This is a genomic window from Rhodococcus sp. 15-725-2-2b, assembly GCF_002259075.1.
GTDB lineage: Bacteria > Actinomycetota > Actinomycetes > Mycobacteriales > Mycobacteriaceae > Rhodococcoides.
On sequence record NZ_NPFL01000020.1, the window covers coordinates 378,410 to 403,919 of the forward strand.

A 25,510-nucleotide genomic window follows, 5' to 3' on the forward strand; every position below is an offset into this window, starting at 1 on the left:
CCGACCGTCAGGCCGACGCCGCCCAGGCCTCGAGCATTCCGCGCGCGATGGAGATCGAACCTGGGAGCAGCAACCGTGACGTCGAATCCGATCCCCAGTCACCCAGTTCGAGCGCTGCGACCACCTCTGCTCGGTCGAACCAGTGGGCCTCGGCGATCTCGCCGTCCTGAAAGTGCAACGGTTGCTGCGGGTCGGCGACGGCGGAGAATCCGATCATCACCGAACGCGGAAACGGCCAGGGCTGACTGCCCAGATATTCGATGTCGGAGACGTCGAGGCCCACTTCTTCCCTGATCTCCCGAGTCACACAGGTTTCCAGCGACTCACCGGCCTCGACGAAACCCGCCAGCACCGAGAATCGACGCTCGGGCCACGCAGGTGCTCGGGCCAGCAGCACTCGATCGCCACCGTCGTGAACCAGACAGATCACCGCCGGATCGGTACGAGGGAACTCCTCGTGACCGGTCGACGTGCTCGTCCTCGACCACCCCGCGCTCGACGGAACTGACGGCGCACCGTCGAGGGAACTGAACTGTGCGCTCGCATGCCAGTTCAGGATCGCCAGGGCTCCGGTCACCATCGACAACGCGTCGCTGTCGAGGCGATCACCGTCGGTGCGCAGGTCGCCGAGGGTGCCTGCAACCACCTCGACCCGCCTGGCCCACAGGTGTCGATCGCCGTGAATTCCGAGAAAGACCGCATCGGCCGTCGGCTCGGCGGCGACGTCCGCGGCGGAGCCGAGCACCAGGCCGTGCTCGTCCACAGGGAATCGGCCTCTGCCGTCCACGTTCAGGATTCGAGCTGTCGGCCAACCCGCTGTCAATGTTGCGGTGTCTCGGCGCAGTTCCTCTGCCCTGTTCAGTGGCGATCGGGACAGTCGAGGTGGGTGAGCGAGGTGGAATTTCGGCACGCGCACGACCCTACTTGGCCGGGACTAGTCGCCCACGCGACGGATGTACAGCAATCGATCGGATGCCTCGACCGCATCGACTTCCGGGGTGCCGACTCGGAACAGTTTGCCGCCCCGCACCACTCCGAGGACGATGTCGGTGAGGTGCCGCGGAGAACCGCCCACCTCGTCACGCTCGACTTCGCGTTCGGCGATGGCGAAGCCCGCCTCCGGGGTCAACAAATCTTCGATCATCTCCACCACGGACGGGGTCGACGTGGCGATGCCGAGCAGACGTCCCGCGGTCTCCGAGGACACGACGACCGAATCGGCACCGGACTGACGCAGCAGGTGCGTGTTCTCCGCTTCCCTGATGGCCGCGACGATCTTTGCTTTCGGAGCGATCTCGCGTGCGGTCAGAGTCACCAGCACCGCGGTGTCGTCCCGGTTGGTCGCCACGATGATGGCCGCCGCATGCTGGGCTCCGGTGAGCCGGAGCACGTCGGACTTGGTCGCCGACCCGTGCACGGTGACCAAGCCCAGGGCCGATGCGGCGTCGAGTACCGTCTGATCGGTGTCGACGACGACGATGTCGGACGCCGAAACACCGTCTCCGAGCATCGCGTCGACTGCGGTACGGCCCTTGGTGCCGAAACCGATGACCACGGTGTGATTGCGCACGCTGCGTCTCCATCGCTGAATTTTGAATGCCTGCCGGGACCGCTCGGTGAGAACCGACAGCGTTGTACCGACCAACAGAATGAGGAACAGGACCCGAAGGGGTGTGATGACCAGGATGTTGACCAGGCGCGCCGACGGACTCATCGGTGCGATGTCACCGTATCCCGTCGTCGACAACGACACCGTCGCATAGTAGAACGCGTCCAGGAAGGACAGTTCGCCGTTCTGGTTGTCGCTGTAGCCGTCTCGATCGAGATAGACGACGAACGCCGCGAGGAACAGGATTCCGAGCGCCATCAGCACCCGCTTGTAGATGGCGCGCCACGGACTCGACTCCAGTTCCGGAACCCGCAGCACTCCGACGAGCGCGAAGTCGGGCTTGTCGGTCAGCGCGCCACTGTCACTCAGGCGCGCTCGCAACCTACCTGCCACGTCGTCCGCCGAGGGGCTCACCGAAGTCGAGATCATTCACGGCACGCAGCGTAACCCCATGCCAGGCTTCTGTGCCGACGACGCCGGGTGTGGCACGGTATGGGCATGACACAGAGATCGAGTCAGGCGGCCGCACTGCGCCTCGCCGGACTGCTCGCCGGAGCCGGAGTTCTGCACTTCGCCACCCCGAAGTTCTTCGATGCCCAGGTACCGACGGCCCTGCCCGGCTCGGCGCGGACCTACACGCAGGTCTCCGGCGTTGCCGAACTCGCCGTGGCCGCAACGCTTGCCGCACCGCGGACCCGTCGACTGGGCGGTGCACTCGCGGCCGCGCTGTTCGTCGTGGTCTTCCCCGCCAACCTCAACCTGGCGTGGAAGTACGTGCAGAGCCCGAAGACCTCGCCGGCTCTCAAAGCAGCGATGATCGCCCGACTGCCGATGCAGATTCCACTGGTCACCGAGGCTCTGAAGGCTCGTCGGAACGCACCCTGACCCCCGGTTGCTCGGGCCCGGCCGGGCCTTCCAGGAGTTGGGCCAATTCTGTTGCGTCCGGAAGGTTTTCGGGCGAAATGGTGTGACCACTGCGTACGTAGTGGAACGCCGCGCGCACTCGGTCGAGCGGTACCGGTTCGCTGCGCCCGATCGACATCAGCTCGGCCCACGCCAGCCGATAGGCCGCGAGCTGCATCGCCACCGCCCGCTGCTCCGACGCCGTCGGCTCGGCACCGGTTTTCCAGTCGACGACGGTCCAGCCGCCGTCGGGGTCTGCGAACACGGCGTCGATACGTCCTCGCAGCACCGTTCCCGCCACGGACGTCTCGAACGGCACCTCCACTTCGACGGGGCTGCGGAGCGACCACTCCGAGTCGAGAAACGCCTGCTGGAGGGTTTCCAGGTCCACGTCGGCCGAGGCTCCGGTGTCGGCCGACCCCGGCAGTTCGTCCAGGTCGAGCAGTCGGGTCGCACCGAAGCGCCGCTCGATCCAGGCGTGGAACGCAGTTCCCCTGCGGGCCAACGGGTTCGGCGGGAACGGCAGCGGCCTGCGTAGGCGCGACGCCAACGCGTCGGGGTCGGCCGCGAGGTCCACCAGCTGTGTCACCGACAGGTTGCCGGGCAGAGCCACGTCGACTCCTGCGACCGATCTCGCGGCCCGCTCGGCCAGCAGAGTGTCGACGTCCGCGGCCCAGTTCTCGGGGTCCTCCCGAATTCGATCATCGGTGCCGTCGTCTTCGCTCGGTGCGGCCGAGATGTCTGCCAACGCGCGCAGTACTTCCTGCACGCCGCTCTCGATCGCTCCTCGTCGTGGACCGAGTGGATCGCGCGGCCAGGACGCGGTGTGCGGCACGGCCCCGAGTGGGTTCGACGCCCCGTCCTCCGGGGCCGAGGCCCACTGCTCGATCACCGCGATGTCGGCGAACTCCTCGACGTGCGTGTGCAACTCGTCGAGAAATTCCGACGGCCCACGCGGCTTCGTGGCGCTCTCGTCCCAGTGATGCGCGGATACCAGCAGCACCCGTTCGGTTCGGGTGAGTGCCACGTAGAACAGTCGGCGATCCTCGGCGAGCCGACGCCTCGCCAACGCATCCTTGTGACTCTTGACTGCGTCCTCCAGGTCCTTGCGATTGTGGAGCCCGTCGAGTTCGAGGACCGGAACCCCTTCCGAGCCTTCGCCGTCGAGCGCGCGGTCACCGCGCAGAGACGGCGGCAGCTCGGCCATCGCCCCGAGCCAGGTCGAGGAGGCGTTCGAGGAGGGGAACACACCCTTGGCCACGTGCGGGACCGCCACCACCTCCCATTCGAGGCCTTTCGCGGAATGAACGGTGAGCACCTGCACGCGATGGGGAGCGACCTCGACCTCACCGGGGGCGAGGCCGTCCTCGACCGTCTCCGCGGCGGCGAGGAACGACAGGAATCCGGTGACCGTGGCGGTCGGATTGTCGGCGTAATCGGCCACCACATGGGCGAATTCGTCGAGATGTTCACGACCGACCGCGCCGTCGGTGCCGAACGGCGTGCGAGCCTGAGCCTCGACACCGATACCCATGATCCGCTCGATGTCGCCGACCAACTCCGTCAGAGGTTGACCGATTCGGTCGCGTAGCAGGTGGAGCTCACCTGCCAGGGCGACGATCCGGCGGTGCCCCACCTCCGAGTACCGCTCGGCCGGACCGGGATCGGCTATCGCGTCGGCCAGACCGGCCTGCTCCGACTGCTCGCCGGGCAGAGCGCTACCGAGCGCCGCCTCGAGCGCCTGTGGGTCGTCGACGCGTCCGGTGGTGCCGTAGCCGCCGCGGATCTCGAGCTCTCGGGCGCGCTGGGAGAGTGCCCGCAGATCCGTCGGCCCGATCTGCCACCGAGAGCCGGTGAGGATGCGCATCGCCGAGCTACCGGCAGTGGGGTCGGCCACCAGTCGCAGCATCGCGATGATGTCGGCCACCTCGGGAACGTGCAGCAATCCACCGAGCCCGACGACCTCCACCGGTAGTCCGCGACTGCGCAGCACCTCCGCGATCGGCTCGGCGTCGGCGTTGCGGCGCACCAGAACCGCGGCGGTGGGCGGCATGCGATCCTGCTCGAGAGCGGAGCGGTACTCCCCCGCGATCCGGTCCGCGATCCACTCTCGTTCGTCCAGCACGGTGTCGGTGACGGCCAGGCGAACATCACCGGGAACCGCACCGGGGCGAGCCCGCAGAGTCGGCACCGGCACGCCGACGCGACGCAGTGGGTCGGTGATCAGGTTGGCCAGCGTCAATGCCTCGGGCGGATTTCGCCAGCTGGTGAGCAGCTCGAGCCGAGGTGCGGGGCTTCCGTCGGCATTCGGAAAATCGGTGGCGAACCGCGGCAGATTCGCTGCCGATGCGCCGCGCCACCCGTAGATCGACTGCATCGGGTCGCCGACGGCGGTCAGGGCCAACTGCGGGTCGCTGCCGGAACCGAACAGGGACGACAGCAGCACACGCTGAGCGTGTCCGGTGTCCTGGTACTCGTCGAGCAACACGAGCCGGAACCGTTGCCTCTCGGCGATTCCCACCTCGGCATGCTCGGCGGCGACCCGCGCCGCCATCGACATCTGCGAGCCGAAATCCAGTGCGCCCTCGCGACGCAGAGTCTGCGCAAGCCGTTCCACCAACGGCAGCAACCCGATTCGTTGATGCTGCGCGTCGAGAATGTTCAGCAACTCCTTGGTGGGCCCGCCGCGTTGTCGTGGCCCCGGCCCGAGAGTGTGCACCAGTTTCTCCAGTTCCACGTGCGCGTGGCGCAGATCCTCGGGATCGACCAGATGCTCGGCCAATTGACCGGAAAGCGCGAGTACGGCCTCGGTCACCGACGTGGGGTTGCGGTCGGTGTCCAGGTCGCCGTCCCAGGTACTGACGACACGGTGTGCCAGCTGCCACAGTTCGGTTTCCGAGAGCAGTGTCGCGGACGGTTCGATCGGCAACAGCAAGCCGTGCTCGGTGAGCAGGCGGCCTGCATAGGAGTGGTAAGTGCTCACTTCCGGCTCGGCACCGAGGATTCGCTCGCGCAGCGCCAGACTCGGATCGAGTGCACGCACCAGATCGGATCCGGCCAGCCGAGCCAGCCGAGCTCTGATCCGAGAGGTCAACTGCTGTGCGGCTTTTCGAGTGAAGGTCAGACCCAGAACCTGGTCGGGGTCGACGAAACCGTTGGCCACCATCCACACCACACGGGCCGCCATGGTCTCGGTCTTGCCCGCACCTGCTCCCGCGACGACGAGCGTCGGGCCGGGCGGGGCGGCGATCACGGCGGCCTGTTCGTCGGTCGGTGGATGCTTCTGCCCGAGCGCCCGGGCGAGCTCGACCGGCGACACCAGTACCGAACCGGTCCGTGTCTTCGTCGATGTCGTCATTGCTCGGTCACCTGCCTACCCGTCTCGTGTGCCGGACAACTGGACTTGACCGGGCAGTGCCTGCACCCGTCGTTGACACGCGCCTCGAACGTCGGTCCCTGCGTCGCCGATGCGGCCTGGTGCACGGTGTCTCGCCACTCCTCGAGCTTCTCCGGTGTCGGCACGTCCTGGACGCGCTGCGTCGCCCCGTCCTTGTTGTGAGGCTTGGCCACGAACACCAGCCGCGCTCCGCCGGGCTCGCCCGCAGGCTCGCCCTCGATCGCACCGGCTGCTGCGGCGACCTGGTAGGTGGCCAGCTGATGGTGGCCCTGGGCATCCTCCTTGGACATCACGGTCTTGGCCGTCTTGACGTCGATGATCACCGGCCGGCCGTCCGGGTCGTGCTCGAGTCGGTCGATGCGGCCACGCAACGCCACCGCCGGTTCGTCCTCCGACCGAGCGTCGAGTATGCCGTCGACGCGCACTTCGACTCCGGCCTCGGTGAGCTCGCCTCGACTGCCCTGCAGCCAGGTCTCGAAGGTCTCGAGCATCGCCCCGGTTCGGTCGAGCTCGTGCCGCGAGTACCACTGCGATCCGAGATCGACTGCATCCCAAGCTGTTTCGAGGGCACGACGGAGTTGCTCCGGTGGTATCCGACCGGCCACTGCCTGGACGAGAGTGTGCACGAGCGTGCCGGTGACCGCATGGGTGTTGGTGCCGTCGTTGCCGCCGTGACGTTCGAGCATCCACCGCAGCGGACAGGTGGTGAGTTGTTCCACCGTGGACGGCGACAGCGGCACCGGACCGTCGCCGAGCTGCCACAACGGCGCGTCGGTACTGGGCCCTGCCACCCCGAACCACTCGTCGGGATGGGCACCTCGGACACCGGCGTGGGCGAGAGTGGCCAGATGCCGGGCCGCTCGAGCTCGCTTGTCCGGATCCTGCTCGGCGACAACCGGATCGCACACCACACTCCGCAGTTCGGCCACCAGCATCGGCAGCGCCAACACTCGGTGTGCGGTCTCGGGCCCGGGGAGCTCGGGTACGAGATCCGACTCACCTCCCGCGTCGACGCCGCGGAGTTCGTCCACGAATCGCGACCGGACCAGATCGGCATCTCCGGTACTGGAATCGACGGCGGTGACGAGCAAGGTCGATCGAGCGCGACTGCACGCCACCAGAAACAGGGTGCGCTCCTCGGCCAGCAACGGTGCCGACTTCGACAGTCGCCCGTCGAGCGCCGCGGCCGCGTCGACCTTGCCGGACGCGAGGTCGACCAGGGTGTCGGTGCCCAGGAGACTGCCGCGTGACCGCAGACCCGGCCACAGCCCTTCCTGCACCCCGGCAACCGCGACGAGCTCCCATTCCCGACCCGCGGCAGAATGCGCGCTCAGCAGCGTCACCGCGTCGGCCCGAACCGTGGCACGGTGTGAGTTGAGAGTGGGGATCTCCTGCTGCGCAATGTAATCGAGAAATCCACCGATCTGCGCCCGGGGCAACCTGTCCACGTATGCCGCCGCCGCGTCGAACAACGCCACCACCGCATCCAGGTCGCGGTCGGCCTGAGCACCGGCCGAGCCACCCCAGGCGGACGCCGCGGCCCACCGCCGCTCGAGTCCCGAAGCCTGCCACGCCGCCCACAACACGTCCTCGACCCCGCGGCCCGTGCGGGCGAGAGCCCGCGCCTTCCGGATGACACCGAGGGCTCTGCGCAACGGGGCGGACTCGACGTCCGACAGTCCGTTCGTCCACCCGGCACTCCCCCGAGCGTCGTCGGTGAGTACGACTCTGAGCAGCTCCGCCGAGTCGCGCTCGCCGCCCGATGCGAGCTCGAGCCTGCGCACGCCCCGGCGAAGTCGCCGCAGACCCACCGGGTCGGCTCCGCCGATCGGCCCGGAGAGCAACGCGAGTGCATCTTCACCGTCGAAGCTCGGGTCGGAGATCGCCCGCAGTACCAGCAGGAGACCCACGGCCCCGTGCTGGCGGTGCAACGGTAGCTCCGAGGTCGGGGTGATCATCGGAACCCCTGCCCCGTGCAGCGCCCTACGCAACGGTGCGAGGGTGCGCGGTACCGACCGCACCACGATCGCCATCTCCGACCAGGGCATGCCGTCGATCAGGTGGGCCCGACGCATTGCGTCGGCGATGATCGCCGCCTCCTTCGCAGGCGAGGACACGACGTGCACCCGCGCTGCCGGCGCTCCGAATCGGGCCCTGCCCACCGGTTCGGGGCAGCGGTGGCGACCGAGGCCCGGCAATCTTCTCGCCACGATGTCGGTCAGCTCGGCGACCTCGGGCACGGAGCGGTAGTTGCGTGTGAGCACAACGCGGCGCGGCGAGCCCGCCTCGACCAGATCGGCCACGAAAGCGGGATCGGCACCACGGAAAGTGAACACGGATTGATCGGGATCCCCGGCGACGACTGTCGATTCGGTGTCGGTGCCGATCAACCGAACCAGCTGCGCCGTTTGCGGATCGAGGTGCTGCGCGTCGTCGACGACGAGGTGCCGAATACGCGCGCGTTCGCTGCGCAACAGTTCGGGATCGGTGGCGAACGCCATGAGCGCGGCACCGATCAGCTCGGCGGCGTCCAGACCAGGAGCCGTGGCTCCCGCCGCCTCCACTCCCACAGCACCGCGCAGCAACATGGCCTGCTCGTATCGGGCAGCGAACCTCCCGACGGCGACCCACTCGGGCTTGCCGTGCTTGCGGCCGAGTTTGATCAGGTCTTCCGGTCCGATGCCGCGTTCGGCGGACCTGAGCATCATGTCTCGCACCGCAGTGACGAATCCCGCGGTGCCGAGGGCCGGACGCAGCCGCTCCGGCCAGTCGACCGCCCCGTCCTCCAGATCGCCGCGCAGCATCTCGCGCACCACGGCGTCCTGCTCGGCACCGGTCAGCAATCGCGGTGGCGGATTGCCGTACAGCGAGGCCTGCAGCCGCAGCACCGCGAAGGCGTAGGAGTGCACCGTGCGCACCAACGGTTCACGCGTCGCCCGCAGTGCGTGATCGCCGCTGAACAGACCCGAGGTGATGACCTCGCGCACCGCGGTTGCCGCCCGTTTGGACTGGGTCAGTACCAGAACCGACTCCGGATCACCGGTGACGATGCGCGAGACCGCGTAATCGGCGACGAGCGAAGTCTTACCCGTGCCGGGACCACCCAGGATCTGCCATGGATTCCATCGCGGCGCACCCGACGCGGCCGCTGCTGCCGCGTCGGGAGTCGACGACAGCAGCCGAGCTGCCGGGCCGGTCCACTCCCGTGCCGGGCGAGCCATCTTGGGTGCACGGACGAGAGTGACCGTCGCGCCGTGTCTGCCGTCCGAGCTCATGACACAGATGCAATCACGAGCCACCGACAGACCGACCGTCGCCCGGACGGAGCCTTGGACACGTTCAGTCGAGCAGCCCGTCGCGCAGCGCACGCAGAACTGCGCTGGTCCTGTCGTTCGCACCGAGTTTGAGAATGGCCGAAGACATGTGGTTCTTGACGGTTCCCTCGGCCAGATGCAGTGCGTCGGCAATCGATCTGTTGGTGTACCCGCTTGCGACGAGCCGTAGGACGTCGATCTCGCGGGCCGTGAGGGTTTCGGCGACTCCGACGTCGCTCGCGCCGTGTTTTCCGGTCCGAAGAGCGTTCAGCAATCTTTGAGTAATGGCAGGTTGTGCCAAGGTGCGCCCTGCCGCGAGTTCACGTACGGCACCGCCGAGCCGCTCGAAGGTCACATCCTTGAGCAAATAACCCTTCGCACCCGCACGCAGTGCCCCGAGGACCAACTCGTCGTCGTCGAACGTCGTCAGCACCAGGACCGGAACCCTGATTCCTCTGTCCTGCAATGCCCGCAGCGTCCACAGTCCGTCGAACCGCGGCATGCGTAGATCGAGCAACACCACATCGGGAGGATCGAGTTCCATAGACGCGACCGCAGCAGCGCCGTCGTCCGCCTCACCGGTCACCTCGATGTCGGGGTCCAGTTCGAGAAGGCTGCGGATACCCTGCCGAACCAGAGTGTGGTCGTCGACGATCAAGACCGAGATCACGGTGCCGGCACCGTTGCATGGACCGCGAACCCGCGTTGGACCGAAAACGTGACCGTGCCGCCCAGTCCTTCGATGCGTTCTCGGATTCCTTTCAGACCGTGCCCCGGCTCGAAATCGGGCGACACCCGGCCGTCGTCGCGCACCGAGACCGACAGCGCACCGGTCGGATCCGACGTCACCTCTATCCACATCTCGTCGGCGTTCGCATGGCGAATTGTGTTGGTGATCATCTCCTGCACACAGCGCACCACCGCCAAGCCGCGAGCTTCGTCGACCCGCATCTCGGGATCGACCGTCAGATGCACAACGGGTTGGGGCAGCTGCGCAACCAGACGATCGAGTGACTCCCCCAGCACCGGAGTCCTGCTGCGCACCTCGCCGACGGTCGCACGGACGTCGGCGAGGAGGTCACGTGCGATGGTTCGAGCCCGAACGACATGCTCGCGCGCGGGCTCGGCGACCTGATGGGAGGCTACCTCTAGTTCCAGGCTCAGTGCTGTGAGTTGGTGACCGAGCACGTCGTGCAACTCTCGCGCGATTCTCAATCGCTCGTCGGCCCGGGAGGAATCGTCCAACAACGCACTGGCGGTGCGCAGTTCGGCGTGCGCGGCCGCGAGTTCCCGACGCAACCGAGACTGCCGCAGCTGCGCGGTCACCGACAACGCACTGGCCACCTGCAGCGCTCCGTAGATCGACGCGATCAGGACGATCTCCGAGATCCGTCCACCCCGGATCGCGACCGACACCCCCACACAGCAGGTGTAGATCGCAACGATGACCGCCACCGCCGAGGCGGACACCCGATACACGGCGAACGTCGAGGTGAAGACCAGCAGAATGGGCAACCAGCCTGCAGTCGGGGCGGTCAGCACCAGAATCGGTGCCAGCACCACCTGGGAGCCGAAGCATGCGCGCACGGGACGATCCGGCAGCCGGTCTTCCCACCACATGCCCGCGGTCTGCGCGAGCAGGAAGGCCGCGAACAGTGCCGCCCAAACCGAACGTGGAACCGAGAGCTCGTCGGCGATCGAGCGATCGAAGACGACGAGAGCGCCCATCGCGACCGCGAGCGCGGACACGAACGCACCGGCCAGAACGTCGGGTCCGAGGCGTGTCATTCTGTCGACCCTATCGTCAGGTCCGCCCTCACACCCCTGCCGAAAGTCACGATCGCCATCGGTGACCATCGGCACCTGTGCGCAGGCCAGGGCGGATCTAGCGTCGAGATCGACACCATCGAGAAGGGAACATCGGATGGCAGCGATCGACGTTCGAGACATCACCCAGCGCTATCGGGGGCGCACCGCCGTGAAAGGCGTCAGCCTCGCGATCGCCGAAGGCGAGACGCACGGCCTGCTCGGGCGCAACGGAGCCGGCAAGACAACCCTGGTCGAAATCGTTGCGGGCCTTCGTAAGCCGAGCTCGGGTTCCGTGCGAGTTCTGGGACTCGACTCCGTCGCCGATCGCGATCGTGTGCGAGCCGTTCTGGGGGTGCAGCTGCAGTCCAACGATCTTCACGCCTCGCTCACCGTCGCCGAACTGGTTGATCTGTTCGCCTCCTTCTACCGTCGACCTGCCGATCGAGGCGCTCTCGTCCGTGCGGTGGGCCTGCACGAGCACCGGCGGGTTCGGTACGAGCACTTGTCCGGAGGCCAGCAACAGCGGTTGTCAGTGGTCCTCGCCCTGATCGGTTCTCCTCGGGTCGTCGTGCTCGACGAGCTCACCACCGGACTCGATCCGGACGCCCGACGCACCGTGTGGCGACTGATCGAGGACCTCCGCGCAGACGGTGTCACCATCCTGTTGGTCAGCCATCATATGGACGAGGTACACCGCCTGTGCGATCGCATCACCGTCCTCGATCGCGGGGCCGTCGTGGCCACCGGCACACCGGAATCTCTGATCGCCGACGCCGGCCTCGGAGGCGACCACCGAGCCACACTGGAGGACGCATTCCTGACGCTGATGGAACGGCATTCGGCATGACCGCGTACGACATCCACGCTGCACCTCGTCCGGGCCTGCGCGCCACCGGCGCACTGGTCGGGGCCGAAATGCGCATGGTCATCCGGGACACGGCCGGCCTGATCGTCCCCATCGCCCTCCCCGTGCTCGTACTGGTCATGAACGGCTCGGGTGCTTCGGCGGAGATCGTCGGTCCGGGCGCGATCACCGCGTTCGATCGGTTCGTGCTGCCGCTTACCCTGACCATGATCGTCGCCGTCGTCGGGATCGTGAACATGCCGAGCTTTCTAGCGCTGTATCGCAAGTCCGGCGTGCTGAAGCGACTGTCGACGGCACCGATCCGACCGGCGCAGGTGTTGGCTGCGCAGGTGATCACCAGCGCCGTCCAAGCGACACTCGGAATCGGTATCGCTCTGTCCACCGGCACCCTGCTCTTCGGCATCACGCCACCGCACAACCCGATCCTGGTTGCGGCCATCGTGGTGCTCGGTGCCGCGGCGATGTACTCGCTGGGGATCGTGGTGGCTGCCGTCGCACCCACTGCGAACTCGGCCGTCGCGATCGGTCTGACTCTGTTCTTGGCTCTCGGTGCCACCGGCGGACTGTTCGGACCGGTCGCGGATCTACCTGGGCCTGTTGCGGTGGTCGGCGAGTTACTTCCTTTCGGTGCCACCGTCACTGCGCTTGGATCTGCCTGGGCCGGAACGCCTGTCGACATCGGCGGACCCATCGGGCTCGCGATCGCGGTCATTGCCGGAACCGCGTGCGCGATCCGGTTGTTTCGCTGGTCCTAGCGCGATGCGGCATAGTGGTCGACGTGCCCGAGTTGAATCTGCATACGTTCGGACCCGCAGACGGTCCCGAAATCCTTGCCGTCCACGGTGTGACCGGCCACGGTGCCCGCTGGTGGGATCTCGCCGAGAATCACCTGCCCGAGGCCCGAATTCTGGCTCCTGATCTGATCGGCCACGGCTATTCTCCGGCCACGCCGCCCTGGGACATCGACGCACAGGTCACGGCGCTGAAGGCCGTATTGGACGCCCACGCGCGCGGTCCGGTCGTGGTGCTCGGGCATTCGTACGGCGGCGCGTTGGCCGTGCACCTCGCACAGAGGTTCCCGGACGCGGTGCGGGCGCTGGTTCTGCTCGATCCCGCGATCGCTCTGCCGCCGGACGAGCTGCTCGAGGTGGCCGAGGCCACAGCGAAGTCCCCTGACTACACCGACGCCGACGAGGCGCGATCGGAGAAGATCCACGGGGCGTGGGCTGACGTGCCCACCGAATTGCTCGACCGCGAGGTCGCCGACCACCTGGTCCCCGCAGAAGGCGGAAAGGTGGCGTGGCGAATGTCGATTCCGGCGATCGTCGCGACGTGGGGCGAGCTCGCTCGTCCGATCGTGGTACCCGCCGAGAGCGTCCCGACCATCGTGGTTCGGGCGATGCGCGTCGAACCCCCTTATGTCACCGACGAATTCCTTGCTGCACTGCGAGAGAAACTCGGTGAGAACCTGCGTACCGTCGAGCTGGACTGCGATCACATGGTCGGCCAGGCCAAGCCGGTCGAGGTCGCCGAACTGGTGCGATCTGTGCTGTAGATGGCCCCGATCACCGAAGCCCAGGTCGAAAGGGTTCGCGCGCTGGTCGCGTCGATCCCCCCGGGATTCGTTGCCACCTACGGAGACATCGCGGCTGCCGCGGACCTCTCCAGCCCCCGCATCGTCGGCTGGATCATGCGCACCGATTCAGCGGACCTGCCTTGGCATCGAGTCCTCGGCGCGAGCGGAAAGCCGGCCCCGCACCTTGCCGCGAGACAGCTCGCCGCCCTGGCCGACGAAGGCGTGCCGAGTCAGGACGGGCGCGTGCCGTTGACCTCGATTCGGTTCGACTTCGGGGCGCTCCCACCCCCGACTGCGCCGACCACTAATCTCGGAGAATGAACATCAGGGACGCGTTCGAGCAGTTCGATCCACGCCCCACGGCGAAGTTCGCTCTGTCGAAGGCCAGCAGCTTCGTCGCGTCCGCCGGTCTCGTCGTCGACGAGGTCTCGGGCACCAGGGTTGCGGGGCACATCGATTTGACGGACGAGCACTTCACGCCGTGGGGCGTCGTCCACGGCGGCGTCTACACCACTGCCGTCGAGAGCGCCGCCAGCATCGGTGCCAGCGAGGCGGTCAAGGATCGCGGTGAATTCGCAGTCGGCGTACACAACGGCACCGACTTTCTGCGCGCCAGCAAGGGCGGTCGCGTCGACGTTGTCGCAGAACCGTTGCAGCAGGGCCGCGTTCAGCAACTGTGGCTGGTCACGATCACGGCCTCGGACAGCGGCAAGACCATTGCGCGAGGGCAGGTTCGCCTGCAGAACGTGCCGCTGCCGACATGACCGAGCTCGCACCGTGACACGGCCGGTCTGCGACGCGATCGTTCTCGCCGGCGGCCGAGGGTCGAGGATGGCAGATCCCGAGCACCCCGCTGCGTCGGAGGGCGTCGACAAGCCTGCCCTGACCGTCGGCGGACGTCGCATGGTCGACATCGCCGTGGACGCGGTATCGAGCTGTCGCAGAACGGTTCTCGTGGGTCCGCTCCGAACCGGAGTGCCCGAGCACGTGGTGCAGACTCGCGAGTCGCCCGCAGGCGGTGGGCCCGTCGCCGCCCTCGCCGCCGGACTGAAGTCACTCGACTCCGCAGAGTCGGAGGGCACCGCAGATCTGGTGGTGGTTCTCGCGTCGGATCTGCCCTTTCTCGACGCCGCGGCGGTCGAATCGCTGATCGGTTCCATATCCCACTCGCGCACCGACGCCGTCTTCGCCCGCGACGATCACGGCCGCACCCAGTTCCTGCTCGGCATCTGGCAACTGTCTGCCTTGCGCTCTGCTGTGGCACAGCTCGATTCGGTGGACGGCGCACCGATGCGCAGAATCGTTCCCGCGGAACACACGGTCATCCCGATGTCCGGCATCGAGGACTGCGATACCCGTTCCGATCTGCTCGCGGCCCGCCGCGCCGCGCAGCTGCCCGAGACGTTGGAGGTCGGCGACGCGCTCGAGCGAATTCGGCGTCGACTCGCTCCCCTGCCGGTCCATCGAGTCACGGTGCGGGACAGTGTCGGAACCGTTCTCGCGGAACCACTCGTGTCCCGGACCGCATTGCCAGCAGTCGACATCTCCGCGATGGACGGCTACGCCGTCTGCGGCACCGAACCCTGGACGCTGCGGTCCGACATCGCGTACGCCGGAAGCTCGAACATCGCCGAACTCACCGACGGTACGGCGGTGCGCATAGCGACCGGAGCCGCGCTTCCGCCCGGAGCGACGTCGGTGGTTCGCGACGAACACGTGATCCGCGAGCCCGACGGGTCCGCTCGGCGAATGCCGACGGCCCCGCAGTCCGACGACACGCGTCGACGCGGCGAGGACTGGCTGCCCGGCACAGAACTCGCCGCAGCAGGCACCCCGATCGATGCCGCGGTACGGTCGCTCGCCGCCAGCGCCGAGGTGTTCGAGATGGCGGTTCGAGGCCCGGCCCGCGGGCGAGTTGTCATCAGCGGCAACGAGATTCGATCCATCGGACCACTCGCCCCCGGCGAGACGAGGGACGTTCTCGGATCGGTACTGCCGGAGTACCTGGCACACTGCGGTATCACCGTCGTCGATGTGACGCTGCTCGACGATACCGCGACGGGGTTTCGAGACGTGCTGACCCGCACCGAGGACGTGGACGTGATCATCGTCGTCGGGGCAACCGGAGGCGGGGCCGCCGATCAGCTCCGCACGACCCTCGTCGGCCTCGATGCGGAGACCGTCGTCGGGCGAATGCGGATGCGTCCCGGGGGTTCTCAGATCACCGCGGCTCTGCCCGACGGCACGGTGGTGCTCGGCCTACCCGGCAACCCGCTCGCCGCCGTCGGCACCGCGATGCTCACCGCACCCGCCATCGTCGACGCCCTGACCGGGAGGACGGTGCGCCCATCGCGGATCGGCCTGTTGACCAATGCCGCCGAGGTTCGGTCCTCGACTCCTCGCATCGTCCCGGTCACCGCGGACGGCACGCGGTGGCGAGCAGATACCCAGGTCCGCACGGCACATCTGGCTCACCTCGTCGGCCGCGACGCACTGGCGGTGATCCCGGCCGAGGTCAGCGCCGACGAGCCGGTGACAATTCTTCCGTTACCGCACCACTAGATTCACCGAGAGAGCGAACACCCTCGCGGTAGCGCGCGACCACGAGATCGACGATCGCGGCATGCACTCCGAGCGGTTCACCGACGCCGTCGGCACCGACGTCGGCCAAACGGGTGTGAAAGAGCCCGCGCGCCAACAGATACGACGCCACGAACACCCGCGCATGCCCGTCGTCACGCAGAGTCGACACCGCGTCGGACACGGTGGGGGTACTGGTGGCGACGTAGCCGATGCGGACCGGAACCCGGGCGACGTCGGTCAGCATCGCTGCCGCGCGCCGATGTTCCTCCAACGCACGAGCGTCCGACGATCCTGCGGCAGCGAGCACGATACTGTCACCCGCCTGCCAACCTGCATCACGCAGTCGGTCGACCATGACCTCGGCCAGCACGTGGTCGGGTCCGAGAGCGCGGGTGACCGCGACCGAGGTGTGAGCGCTGTCGGCGATCTCTCGCGGCACATCGGTGTGCACGTGGTAGCCGGACGCAAGGAAAGCCGGAACCACCACCGCCGACTCGGCGGTGTCGCGCAGCACCTCGGCCGGAGACGGCCCGAGAACGTCGACGAACGCCACGCGCGTGGTACCGATCTGCGTCGACACGGCATCGGCGAGTGCGGCGATCATCTCGACACCACGGGGGTTTCGGGTGCCGTGTGCAACCAACACCAGAGTGGGTGTCATCAGTACTTCCCTCCTTCGACGACGGCCGAACGCGAGGCCGATTCGTCGGAGTCGCAGTCCGTTTCGGTCTCGATGTGATCGAGTGCGATGCGATAGCCACGCTTGACCACGGTCTGGATCGCCTTCGGCGCGCCCAGCGAGGATCTGAGTCTGGTCATCGCGGTTTCCACCGCATGGGTGTCGCCGCCTCCGCCGGGCAGTGACGCCAACAGGTCCTCGCGGGAGACGACGCGTCCGGGATTGCGGGCCAACGTCTTCATCAGCGCCATGCCTGCCGGCGACACCGGTCGAACTTCGCCGTCGACCACCACGCACTTACCGCGGACGCTGACCACGTGTCCGCCAGCGTGCAGCCGGCCGGTTCGCCTCGGCAGCTCCTCGGCGATGTGCCGCGCGAGTGCCCCCAGACGCGCCCGTGCGGGCTGGGTGGTGGCCACGTTCAGTTGTTCCAGGGGCGCGGCCGTGACCGGCCCGACACAGGCCGCCAGCACCCTCGATCTCATCGATTGCAGCAGGGGTTCGAGCACGCCGTTCTCGTCGGCGCGCATCAGCATCGACGCCACCGCCGGTGCCGAGGTGAAGCTGAGGGCATCGAGCTCGCCGACGACGACGGCTTCGATCATCCGGTCCATCGGGCTCTGGTCGTCGGGCGCCGTCCAGCGGTACACCGGCACCGGAACCACTTCGGCCCCTGCGCAGCGCAACACCTCGCAGAAGTCGGGGACCGGCTCCCATTCGGTGGTCGCGCCGTGCAGCTGCACCGCGACGCGTTTACCCTCCACCCCTTCGGCGAGCAGATGTTCGAGTACCTCCGCCGAGGACTCCGAGGCGGGCGACCATTCCTCGCGCAGATCGGCCGCTCGAATGGCACCCTTCGCCTTCGGCCCACGAGCCAGCAGGCGTGACGCGCCGAGTGCGCGCCCCAGTTCTTCGGCCTGCCCCCACCCGTCCGCTGCCTCGATCCAGCCACGAAAGCCGATTCCTGTTGTGGCAACGGTGATCTCGGGCGGATCAGCGATGACGGCGGCGGTGACGCGTTCGAGTTCGGCGTCGTCGGCCAAAGGGATGATGCGGATTGCAGGTGCATGCATCACGGTGGCACCGCGCCGCTCGAGCAGAGTCGCGAACTCCTCGGCCCGACGCGACGCCGTGATTCCGACCGTGAACCCGGCCAGAGGCAGTGCTGCCCCGGCGATTTCGCTCACGTAGATCCGCCGCGGACGAGCACGACGCCTTCGACACAGGAGACCTCGAAGGATCCGAGGGTGACCTGCGGGTCGTCGAGGCAGCGCCCGTCGGCCAGGGAGAAGACCTGCTTGAGCAACGGCGACGCGACGGTGGGTTCGCCTCCGCGGTCTCCCACCAGTCCGCGTGACATCACTGCTGCGTGTCCGTACGGATCGATGTTGCCCACCGCGAACAGTCGTCCGTCGTCGAGCAGGAACAGCGCCGCCTGGGTGCCACCTCGCAGGAGCACCGCCACTCCGCGCCCCGGAATCAGTGCGTCGAGTGTGCAGGCCGGGGTCCAATCACGAGCGATGCCGTTCGGTACCGCTGTTGGTGACTTCACTGTTGATGAATCGATGACAGTCATGGCGCACCTCCTGATCAGCTATTCCACGTTGCTTGTGTTTCTGGCCCGTTAAGTCGCGATTACTCGTCTGTGCACATGCACTCAGTCTCGTGACCTGCCGGTTGTCAGCTCCTTCGGCGGTTCACGCGCCGATGCGCGGCATTCCCATCAGCACGGGTACCTTGCGTGCCCCGGACTCGTCGAACGCGATGGTTGGGTCCGCCTCGTCCGGGGCGTTGACGAAGGAGACGAATCGACCGAGTTTCTCGTCGTCTTCGAGCACACCCGCCCACTCGTCCTTGTACCCGGCGACGTGGCGTTCCATGTCGGCCTCCAGCTCCGCACCGATGCCGAGGCTGTCGTCGCACACGACTGCTCTGAGGTGGTCGAGGCCTCCATCGAGCGACTCGAGCCACGGCGCTGTGCGCTGCAACCGATCGGCCGTACGCACGTAGAACATGAGGTAGCGGTCGATGTAGCTGACCAGGGTGGCATCGTCGAGGTTCGAGGCCAGCAGCTGAGCGTGCTTGGGTGACTGACCGCCGTTCCCGCCCACGTACAGATTCCAGCCGCCTTCCGTCGCGATGATCCCGACGTCCTTGCCCCGAGCTTCGGCGCATTCGCGCGCGCAGCCCGAGACACCGAACTTGATCTTGTGCGGCGATCGCAGACCCCGGTAGCGGTTCTCGAGATCGACGGCCATTCCCACCGAGTCCTGGACGCCGTAGCGGCACCAACTGGAGCCGACGCAGCTCTTGACCGTCCGCAGCGACTTTCCGTACGCCTGGCCCGATTCCATACCGGCGTCGACGAGGCGCTTCCAGATCGCCGGTAGCTGCTCGACGCGGGCACCGAACATGTCGATGCGCTGGCCTCCGGTCACCTTGGTGTACAGCCCGAAATCGCGGGCCACCTCACCGATGACGATGAGCTGCTCGGGCGTGCACTCGCCTCCTGGCATCCGGGGCACCACCGAGTACGTGCCGTTCTTCTGAATGTTGGCCAGGAAGTGGTCGTTGGTGTCCTGCAGTGACGCCTGCTCGCCGTCGAGAATGTGATCCGAGGACGTCGACGCCAGAATCGATGCCACGACGGGCTTGCAGATGTCGCAGCCGGTTCCGGTGCCGTACTTGGTAATCAGCGACGAGAAGGTGCGGGTGTTCGTGGCCCGAACGATCTCGAACAGCTCGGCCCTGGACTGAGCGAAGTGCTCGCACAACGACTTCGAGAGCACCACCCCGGATGCTGCCAGCAACGACTTGATGGACGGCAGGCATCCACCGCAGGTAGTGCCCGCAGTGGTGCAGCTCTTCACGGCCGCCAGATCGCAGGCCCCGTCGGCGATCGCCGAGCAGATCGCCCCCTTGCTCACACCGTTGCACGAGCAGATCTCGGCGTCGTCGGGCAGCGCACCGATACCGACCTGTTCGGCTGCCGGTGAGATCAGGGCACCCGGGTCGCCGGGCAGTTCCCGTCCGACGAGCGGACGGAGCAGCGAGTAGGCGGAGGCATCGCCGACGAGGATGCCCCCGAGGAGAGTCTTCGCGTCGTCGGTCACGACGAGTTTGGCGTACGTGCCCTTGGGTGCATCGCTGAACACCACCTCGAGCGCACCGGGAGTGGCCGCCATGGCGTCGCCGAAACTCGCGACGTCGACGCCCATCAGCTTGAGCTTGGTGGACATGTCGGCACCCGGGAATTGCGCTGCGCCACCGAGCAATCGGTCGGCCACCACCTCCGCCGTCGAATATCCGGGAGCGACCAGGCCGTAGCACCGGCCCTCGACGGCGGCACATTCACCGATCGCGTAGACGGCCGGATCGGATGTACTGCAACCGATGTCGACCATGATGCCGCCGCGCTCACCGACCTCGAGGCCGCTCTCGCGTGCCAGTCGGTCCTGCGGACGAACACCGGCGGAGAAGACCAGCAGCGCGGCGTCGATGCTGCTGCCGTCGCTAAGTTCGACCGTCAGACCGGCGCTGTCGTTCTCGGAGATCGACGACGTGCCCACTCCCACATGTACGTTCAACCCGAGTTCGGTGACGAGGCGAGCCAACAGCGCGCCGCCGCCCTCGTCCACCTGCAACGGCATCAGCCGTGGAGCGAACTCGATGACGTGCGGGGTCATCCCCATCTTCTTCAACGCATTCGCCGCTTCGAGACCGAGGAGGCCACCGCCGACCACCACACCGACGGCTCCGGGGCCCGCGGCGTCGGCGCGAGCACGAATCCTGTCCAGATCGTCGAGGGTGCGGTAGACGAAGCACGCGGGCAGGTCGTGACCGGCGATCGGCGGGACGAACGGGTAGGACCCGGTGGCGAGGACGAGAGCGTCGTAGTCGACGGTGTCCCCGGCCGAGGTCACGACAGTGCGATGGTCACGGTCGATGCGCTCTGCACGTACTCCGGTGCGCATCTCGACGAGTGCGTCACCGGGATAGTCGTTGCCCGCCAGCGCGAGTTCCTTGTGGTCCCACGCACCGACGTAGGACGACAGTCCCACCCTGTCGTATGCCGCCAGTGCCTCCTCGCACAGGACCGTCACCTTCCACTCGGCCGCCTCGTCGCGCGCACGCAGCGCTTCGACGAATCGGTGTCCGACCATCCCGTGACCTACCACTACCGCGTTCTTCATTGCGGGTCCTTCCGATCTTCGTTGCCGTGCAGTGCGTTTCGTTCTTGCCGGTGCCGGAACCTCAGACGGCTACCGGAGCGTTCGCATCGGCGGAGTCGGTCTTGCGGAGGTAGATCGCCCAGGTGACGATCGCGCACACGACGTAGAAGCCGAGGAACACCCAGAACGCCGTCGTGGCGGACTTCGCGGTACCCGAGTACGACGCCCGCAGCACCAGGTTGATTCCGACGCCGCCGAGAGCGCCGATAGCACCGGCGATGCCGATGAGTGCGCCGGACATCTTGCGCGACCAGTGCTGCTGTTCGTCGGCCGTCATACCCTGCAGTGCAACCGATTTGGCTGCGAAAATCGCCGGGATCATCTTGTAGACCGATCCGTTTCCGATGCCGGAGAGCAGGAAGAGTGCGATGAATCCGACGACGAAGAGCACCATCACCGTGCCGCTGGCCGCCCCGGGAGTCGAATCGTCCCAGGTACTGGCCGCGACCAGAATTCCGGTGGCGAACGTCATGGCCACGAACGTGTACAGGGTGATCTTGCCGCCACCGATCTTGTCGGCGAGCTTGCCGCCGAACGGACGCGACAGCGATCCCAGCAACGGTCCGATGAAGGCGATCTGAGCGGCCTGCAGCGATGCCTGCGCCTGCAGAGCGGGAGTCGAGGGGCCGCCGTCGGTGAGTCCGGCGAGGAAGTTGATCTGCAGTACCTGGCCGAACGCGAAGCTGAAGCCGATGAACGATCCGAACGTGCCGATGTACAGGAAGGCGATCCACCACGAGTCCGAGAACTTCAACACGTCGATCATGGAGCGGCCGTTGGTCTTCTGGTTGTCGAGGTTGTCCATGAACAACGCGGCACCGACGGCGGCCACCGCGATGAAGACGAGATAGACGGCGCACACGATCTCGGGAGCGGCGTTGCCGATGGTGGCGATGACCAGCAAGCCGATGAGCTGGATGACAGGCACACCGATGTTGCCGCCGCCCGCGTTCAGGCCGAGCGCCCATCCCTTCTCGCGTTGAGGATAGAACGCGTTGATGTTCGTCATCGAGGATGCGAAGTTTCCGCCGCCGAGTCCGGCGAACGCCGCGACGATGATGTACGTGGTGTACGACGCCGGGTTGAGCATGAAGTACATCGTCAGCACGGTGGGGATCAGGAGCACCAGAGCACTGAAGATGGTCCAGTTACGCCCGCCGAACTTGGCCGTGGCGAAGGTGTAGGGAATCCGCAGGATCGCGCCCACGAGTGTGGGGACGGCCACCAGGAAGAACTTGCCCGCCGCGTCGATGCCGTAGACCGACATCGGCATGAACAGCACCATCACCGACCAGATCGACCAGATCGAGAATCCGACGTGCTCGGCGATGACCGACCAGATCAGATTGCGCTTGGCGATCTGCTTGCCACCTGCCTCCCAGGCCTCGACGTCCTCGGAATTCCAGTGCGCGATGTGATGGTTCACGGAGACGGGAACTGTTCCGGGTGGAACTGTCGCCGTGGTGGCTGAGCCGGCATCTGCCGAAGCGCTGCGAGAAAGGCTGGTCACGTGTGGCCTCCTGATCGGTGTGTGAACCGAACATAGGAAAGCCATGTTGCAGCGGCGCTGCGTGCGGTGACTCGCTGATTAACTCGGTCTCACGCGCCCACCGGCACCGTCGTGAGATGACGCGTCGACGTCGACGTGCGTCACCAGGTGTCTTCGAGCATCCTCGGTCGGCAGCACAGGAACCCTCCGACCAGCAGAACTGCCACGCATCCGGTGAGCAGTATCAACGGAAGTCCCCATCCACCGGACCGCGTGTGCAACAGCCCGAACAGAATCGGACCGGTCGACGACACCACGTAGCCCAACCCCTGGGTGAATCCCGACAGCGAGGACGAGCCCACCGCAGTGCGCGTCCTGAGGTTGATCAGCGTCAGCGACATCGGGAAGGTCATCGTGCCCAGCCCGACCAGACACACCCACAGGACCGTACCGGCCGTCGGCGACCAGTGCAGACCCGCGAAGCCGCCGAGATAACACGCCGCTGCGACCACCACGATGCCGTAAGGGTTGCGCACCCGCGCGCAGAGAGTGGGTGCGGCCAGCGACGTGATCAGGCCCATCGCCCCGAATGCGGCCACCGACGCACCCGCAAGGGCTTCGCCGATACCCGCATCGATCAACAGCGTCGGCAGCCACGTCAGCATCGCATAGGTGATCGTGGACGTCATCGCGAACATCAGGACCATCCCCCACGCCAGCGAGGACCGGTGGATTCGGCCGCTCGGCTCCACGTGCACCGCGTCCGATCCGGCCTCGGCCGTCACATCCTTCTCGTCGTGGCCGCGTCGGGCCACCACGACACCGAGCCACGGCAGTGCTGCGGCCAGGCCGACGACCGCCCAGATTCCGATGGACAGCCGCCACCCGTGGGCGTCGGCGACGGGGACCGCCAGCAGAGGCGGCACCATGGTGCTGACCTGCAGGGCGCAGATGTAGATGGTGCTCACCACGGCGAGCCGGTCGGAGAAGTAGCGTTTGACCAGCGGCGGGATGACGACATTGCCGATGCCCATGCCTGCGAGGGCGATCGCGGACAGCGCCAACAACGACGCGGTGTTCGGCGCGAACGCGCGGGTGGCCATACCGATGGTGGTCAGTGCCATGGCCAGCAGAGCGGCCCGCTCGAGCCCCGTGCGCTTGGCGAGAAACGGCGTTGCCAAACCGAACACTGCGAACATCGCGGGAGGCAACATGCCCACGATGCCGATCACCGTGGCACCGAACTCGAGGTCGGTACCGATTCTGCCGAACAGCGGGCTGATCGAGGTCACGGCGGCGCGCAGAGTCAATGCGGACAGAATGATCGCGGAGAAGACCAGAATTCGCCCGCGCAGGAGGGAGGTACCGACGATTCGGCCGGCGGGGACGGTGGGCGCACTCACCGCGCAATCATAGGATGACCGGATCATTGGGTGCAAAGTACTACTATCGACGCTGCAATGTCCCCGGCATGAGGAGCCCACGTGCGGCAGGTCCAGCGATCGAGCCTGATATCCCAGGTGACAGCTGCACTGCGCGAGGAGATCACGTCGCAGCGATGGCCGGTGGGTACCCGGATTCCCACCGAACCCGAACTGTGCGAGATGACCGGTACCGGGCGCAACACCGTGCGCGAAGCAGTGCAGGCACTCGTCCATGCAGGCATGGTCGAACGCAGACAAGGTTCGGGCACCTTCGTCATGACGTGCTCCGACCTCGGCGGGACACTGGGTAAGTACTTCTCGGACGCCCGGCACCGCGACGTCACCGAGCTGCGCGAAACCCTGGAGGTCACTGCGGCGGCACTCGCAGCCGACCGACGCGACGACGCCGACATCCGCGCCATGCTGGGTGCGCTGGCCGATCGCAACGCCGCGTGGTCCGACGACACCCCGCTGGCCGATGCCGTTCGGATCGACGCACGGCTGCATCGCGCCATCGTCGCGGCCAGCCACAACGCCATCTATCTGGAGTTCTACGATTCGCTGCTGCCGGTGATCCACGACGCCATGCGACATCACGCGATCGAGCACGACGACGATTACATCGACGAACACACCGCACTCGTGGCGGCGGTCATCGACGGCGACGCAGCCCGTGCGATGCAGGCCGCCAGGTCACTGTTCCACGAACTCTCCGAATCGCCGGCTCGTGCGGTGGAACTATCAGCTCGCGCAGCGGATCTCACAGAATGAGGCGCACCAGATCTGCTGTTCGCGCCAAGCCCGGGAAGGCCTCCGACGTCGATCGCGGGTGAAGCGCGTGGACTGCGAGACGAAACATCAACGCACGCAACAGCATCTGCGGCCATTCCGGAAGATCGTCCCAGCGGCCGACCAGACCGTCGTCGGCGTCACCCCAGGAAAGTGCGTCCACCACGGCCACCCCGGCAGCCCAGGGCGCGGGACGCCAGTACGGGGTGATGTCGCTGATCCCGGGGGCCTCGCTTCCGGAGAACAGAACCGTTCCGAACAGATCGCCGTGCACCAACTGGTCGGGTGATTCGACGGGCTTGCGTAGTGTCGCAAGCTGTTTGACCAATTCCAGACTGCTCTTGCCGTCACTGGACGACGGCTCGGGTGCGCCTGCACCGCGGGCGGAGCGCAGCGGGACCGCCTCCCAGGCAGCCCTGTCGGCAGCCACGAACACGTCCACGTCGGCCCACGGGGCCACGGGAGGCTGAACCAGAAATCGGGGTCGCTCGAGTTGAGCGGTCGCCGCGTGCAACCGCATCGACAACGAGATCACCTCGTCGTGGCGGGGCTCCGGCTCGCCGGCGACGAACGTGTCTGCGCGCCAGCCCGACACGACGTATCGGCCGTCGGTCGAACGCACGGGACGGGCGAGACGAACCCCATCGACGGTCAACGTCTCGCGTACCTTGGCCGACCACGCGGCTCGGGCATGGTCTGCCACCGGAGACAGGACGACGTCACCCAGACGCCATCCACCGTCCCAGTCCGCACCGAGCGGTGCAGGCTCGACATCGCGCAGCCCGAACGTAGAGATCACGTGCTGAGGAGGTTCGACAGAGCTCACGAACGTCACGCTACC

The 25,510-nt window shown here is 66.9% G+C and carries 21 protein-coding genes; 8 read left to right on the forward strand and 13 right to left on the reverse strand.

From position 1 onward, the window contains the following. Positions 1–7: 7 nt before the first annotated feature. Together nudC and CH306_RS24570 are read right to left on the reverse strand one after the other, a co-directional pair. Entirely contained in the window at positions 8–910 is a 903-nt protein-coding gene (gene nudC / locus CH306_RS24565) for an NAD(+) diphosphatase (RefSeq protein WP_032398312.1), read from the reverse strand. A 24-nt stretch (positions 911–934) separates the two neighbouring features. Beyond that, positions 935–2,002 carry a potassium channel family protein gene (locus tag CH306_RS24570; RefSeq protein ID WP_032398311.1) on the reverse strand — a complete coding sequence of 356 codons (1,068 nt, stop codon included), beginning with the start codon at positions 2,000–2,002 and terminating at the stop codon, positions 935–937. 105 nt (positions 2,003–2,107) lie between these two features. Here CH306_RS24570 and CH306_RS24575 point away from each other — a divergent pair, with 105 nt between their 5' ends. Further along, on the forward strand, positions 2,108–2,494 hold the full coding sequence (locus CH306_RS24575) for a DoxX family protein (protein ID WP_094648194.1): 387 nt from the start codon (positions 2,108–2,110) through the stop codon (positions 2,492–2,494). Here the strand turns inward: CH306_RS24575 and CH306_RS24580 are convergent. The 4 genes from CH306_RS24580 to CH306_RS24595 all read right to left on the reverse strand — a co-directional run bounded on the left by CH306_RS24580 (position 2,457) and on the right by CH306_RS24595 (position 11,011). Continuing rightward, complete coding sequence (locus CH306_RS24580; protein ID WP_094648140.1) at positions 2,457–5,870, reverse strand: ATP-dependent helicase; 3,414 nt, start codon at positions 5,868–5,870, stop codon at positions 2,457–2,459. The genes CH306_RS24575 and CH306_RS24580 overlap by 38 nt on opposite strands. Then, complete coding sequence (locus tag CH306_RS24585; RefSeq protein ID WP_094648141.1) at positions 5,867–9,184, reverse strand: ATP-dependent helicase; 3,318 nt, start codon at positions 9,182–9,184, stop codon at positions 5,867–5,869. The genes CH306_RS24580 and CH306_RS24585 overlap by 4 nt, the downstream gene beginning before the upstream one ends. Positions 9,185–9,248: 64 nt before the next feature. After that, complete coding sequence (locus tag CH306_RS24590; RefSeq protein ID WP_094632483.1) at positions 9,249–9,893, reverse strand: response regulator; 645 nt, start codon at positions 9,891–9,893, stop codon at positions 9,249–9,251. After that, positions 9,890–11,011, reverse strand: coding sequence for a sensor histidine kinase (locus CH306_RS24595; protein ID WP_179272767.1), 1,122 nt, complete (start codon positions 11,009–11,011; stop codon positions 9,890–9,892). Before CH306_RS24595 ends, CH306_RS24590 begins: the two co-directional genes overlap by 4 nt. A gap of 136 nt (positions 11,012–11,147) precedes the next feature. On the opposite strand from CH306_RS24595, the gene CH306_RS24600 reads away from it, so the two are divergent. The 6 genes from CH306_RS24600 to CH306_RS24625 are packed head-to-tail and all read left to right on the forward strand — an operon-like array spanning position 11,148 to position 16,035. After that, positions 11,148–11,879, forward strand: a complete 732-nt coding sequence (locus CH306_RS24600) for an ABC transporter ATP-binding protein (protein WP_094648195.1) — start codon at positions 11,148–11,150, stop codon at positions 11,877–11,879. Next, positions 11,876–12,652, forward strand: coding sequence for an ABC transporter permease (locus CH306_RS24605; protein WP_094648143.1), 777 nt, complete (start codon positions 11,876–11,878; stop codon positions 12,650–12,652). The genes CH306_RS24600 and CH306_RS24605 overlap by 4 nt, the downstream gene beginning before the upstream one ends. 23 nt (positions 12,653–12,675) lie before the next feature. Then, complete coding sequence (locus tag CH306_RS24610; RefSeq protein ID WP_045199959.1) at positions 12,676–13,452, forward strand: alpha/beta hydrolase; 777 nt, start codon at positions 12,676–12,678, stop codon at positions 13,450–13,452. Beyond that, a complete protein-coding gene (locus CH306_RS24615) occupies positions 13,453–13,794 on the forward strand; it encodes an MGMT family protein (protein ID WP_032397686.1) in 342 nt (113 codons plus the stop codon). Beyond that, entirely contained in the window at positions 13,791–14,237 is a 447-nt protein-coding gene (locus CH306_RS24620) for a PaaI family thioesterase (RefSeq protein WP_045195734.1), read from the forward strand. The genes CH306_RS24615 and CH306_RS24620 overlap by 4 nt, the downstream gene beginning before the upstream one ends. Positions 14,238–14,250: 13 nt before the next feature. Then, positions 14,251–16,035, forward strand: a complete 1,785-nt coding sequence (locus tag CH306_RS24625; protein WP_094648144.1) for an NTP transferase domain-containing protein — start codon at positions 14,251–14,253, stop codon at positions 16,033–16,035. On the opposite strand, the gene CH306_RS24630 is transcribed toward CH306_RS24625, so the two are convergent. The 6 genes from CH306_RS24630 to CH306_RS24655 all read right to left on the reverse strand — a co-directional run bounded on the left by CH306_RS24630 (position 15,989) and on the right by CH306_RS24655 (position 23,859). Then, entirely contained in the window at positions 15,989–16,717 is a 729-nt protein-coding gene (locus CH306_RS24630; protein WP_094632493.1) for a sirohydrochlorin chelatase, read from the reverse strand. The genes CH306_RS24625 and CH306_RS24630 overlap by 47 nt on opposite strands. Further along, positions 16,717–17,922, reverse strand: a complete 1,206-nt coding sequence (locus CH306_RS24635; RefSeq protein WP_094632495.1) for a uroporphyrinogen-III synthase — start codon at positions 17,920–17,922, stop codon at positions 16,717–16,719. The genes CH306_RS24630 and CH306_RS24635 overlap by 1 nt, the downstream gene beginning before the upstream one ends. After that, complete coding sequence (gene nirD, locus CH306_RS24640) at positions 17,919–18,311, reverse strand: nitrite reductase small subunit NirD (RefSeq protein ID WP_032398305.1); 393 nt, start codon at positions 18,309–18,311, stop codon at positions 17,919–17,921. Before nirD ends, CH306_RS24635 begins: the two co-directional genes overlap by 4 nt. A 121-nt stretch (positions 18,312–18,432) precedes the next feature. Continuing rightward, positions 18,433–20,928, reverse strand: coding sequence for a nitrite reductase large subunit NirB (gene nirB / locus CH306_RS24645; RefSeq protein WP_094632497.1), 2,496 nt, complete (start codon positions 20,926–20,928; stop codon positions 18,433–18,435). Between the two features lie 61 nt (positions 20,929–20,989). Then, positions 20,990–22,393, reverse strand: a complete 1,404-nt coding sequence (locus tag CH306_RS24650; RefSeq protein WP_094648196.1) for a nitrate/nitrite transporter — start codon at positions 22,391–22,393, stop codon at positions 20,990–20,992. A 224-nt stretch (positions 22,394–22,617) separates the two neighbouring features. After that, positions 22,618–23,859, reverse strand: coding sequence for an MFS transporter (locus tag CH306_RS24655; RefSeq protein ID WP_045199967.1), 1,242 nt, complete (start codon positions 23,857–23,859; stop codon positions 22,618–22,620). Between the two features lie 81 nt (positions 23,860–23,940). Here CH306_RS24655 and CH306_RS24660 point away from each other — a divergent pair, with 81 nt between their 5' ends. Further along, positions 23,941–24,651 (forward strand): FadR/GntR family transcriptional regulator, encoded by a 711-nt coding sequence (locus tag CH306_RS24660; RefSeq protein WP_032397682.1) that lies wholly within the window; start codon positions 23,941–23,943, stop codon positions 24,649–24,651. Here CH306_RS24660 and CH306_RS24665 read toward each other — a convergent pair. Then, a complete protein-coding gene (locus CH306_RS24665) occupies positions 24,641–25,495 on the reverse strand; it encodes a TIGR02569 family protein (RefSeq protein ID WP_032398302.1) in 855 nt (284 codons plus the stop codon). The two genes, CH306_RS24660 and CH306_RS24665, sit on opposite strands and share 11 nt — an antisense overlap. Positions 25,496–25,510: the final 15 nt, after the last annotated feature.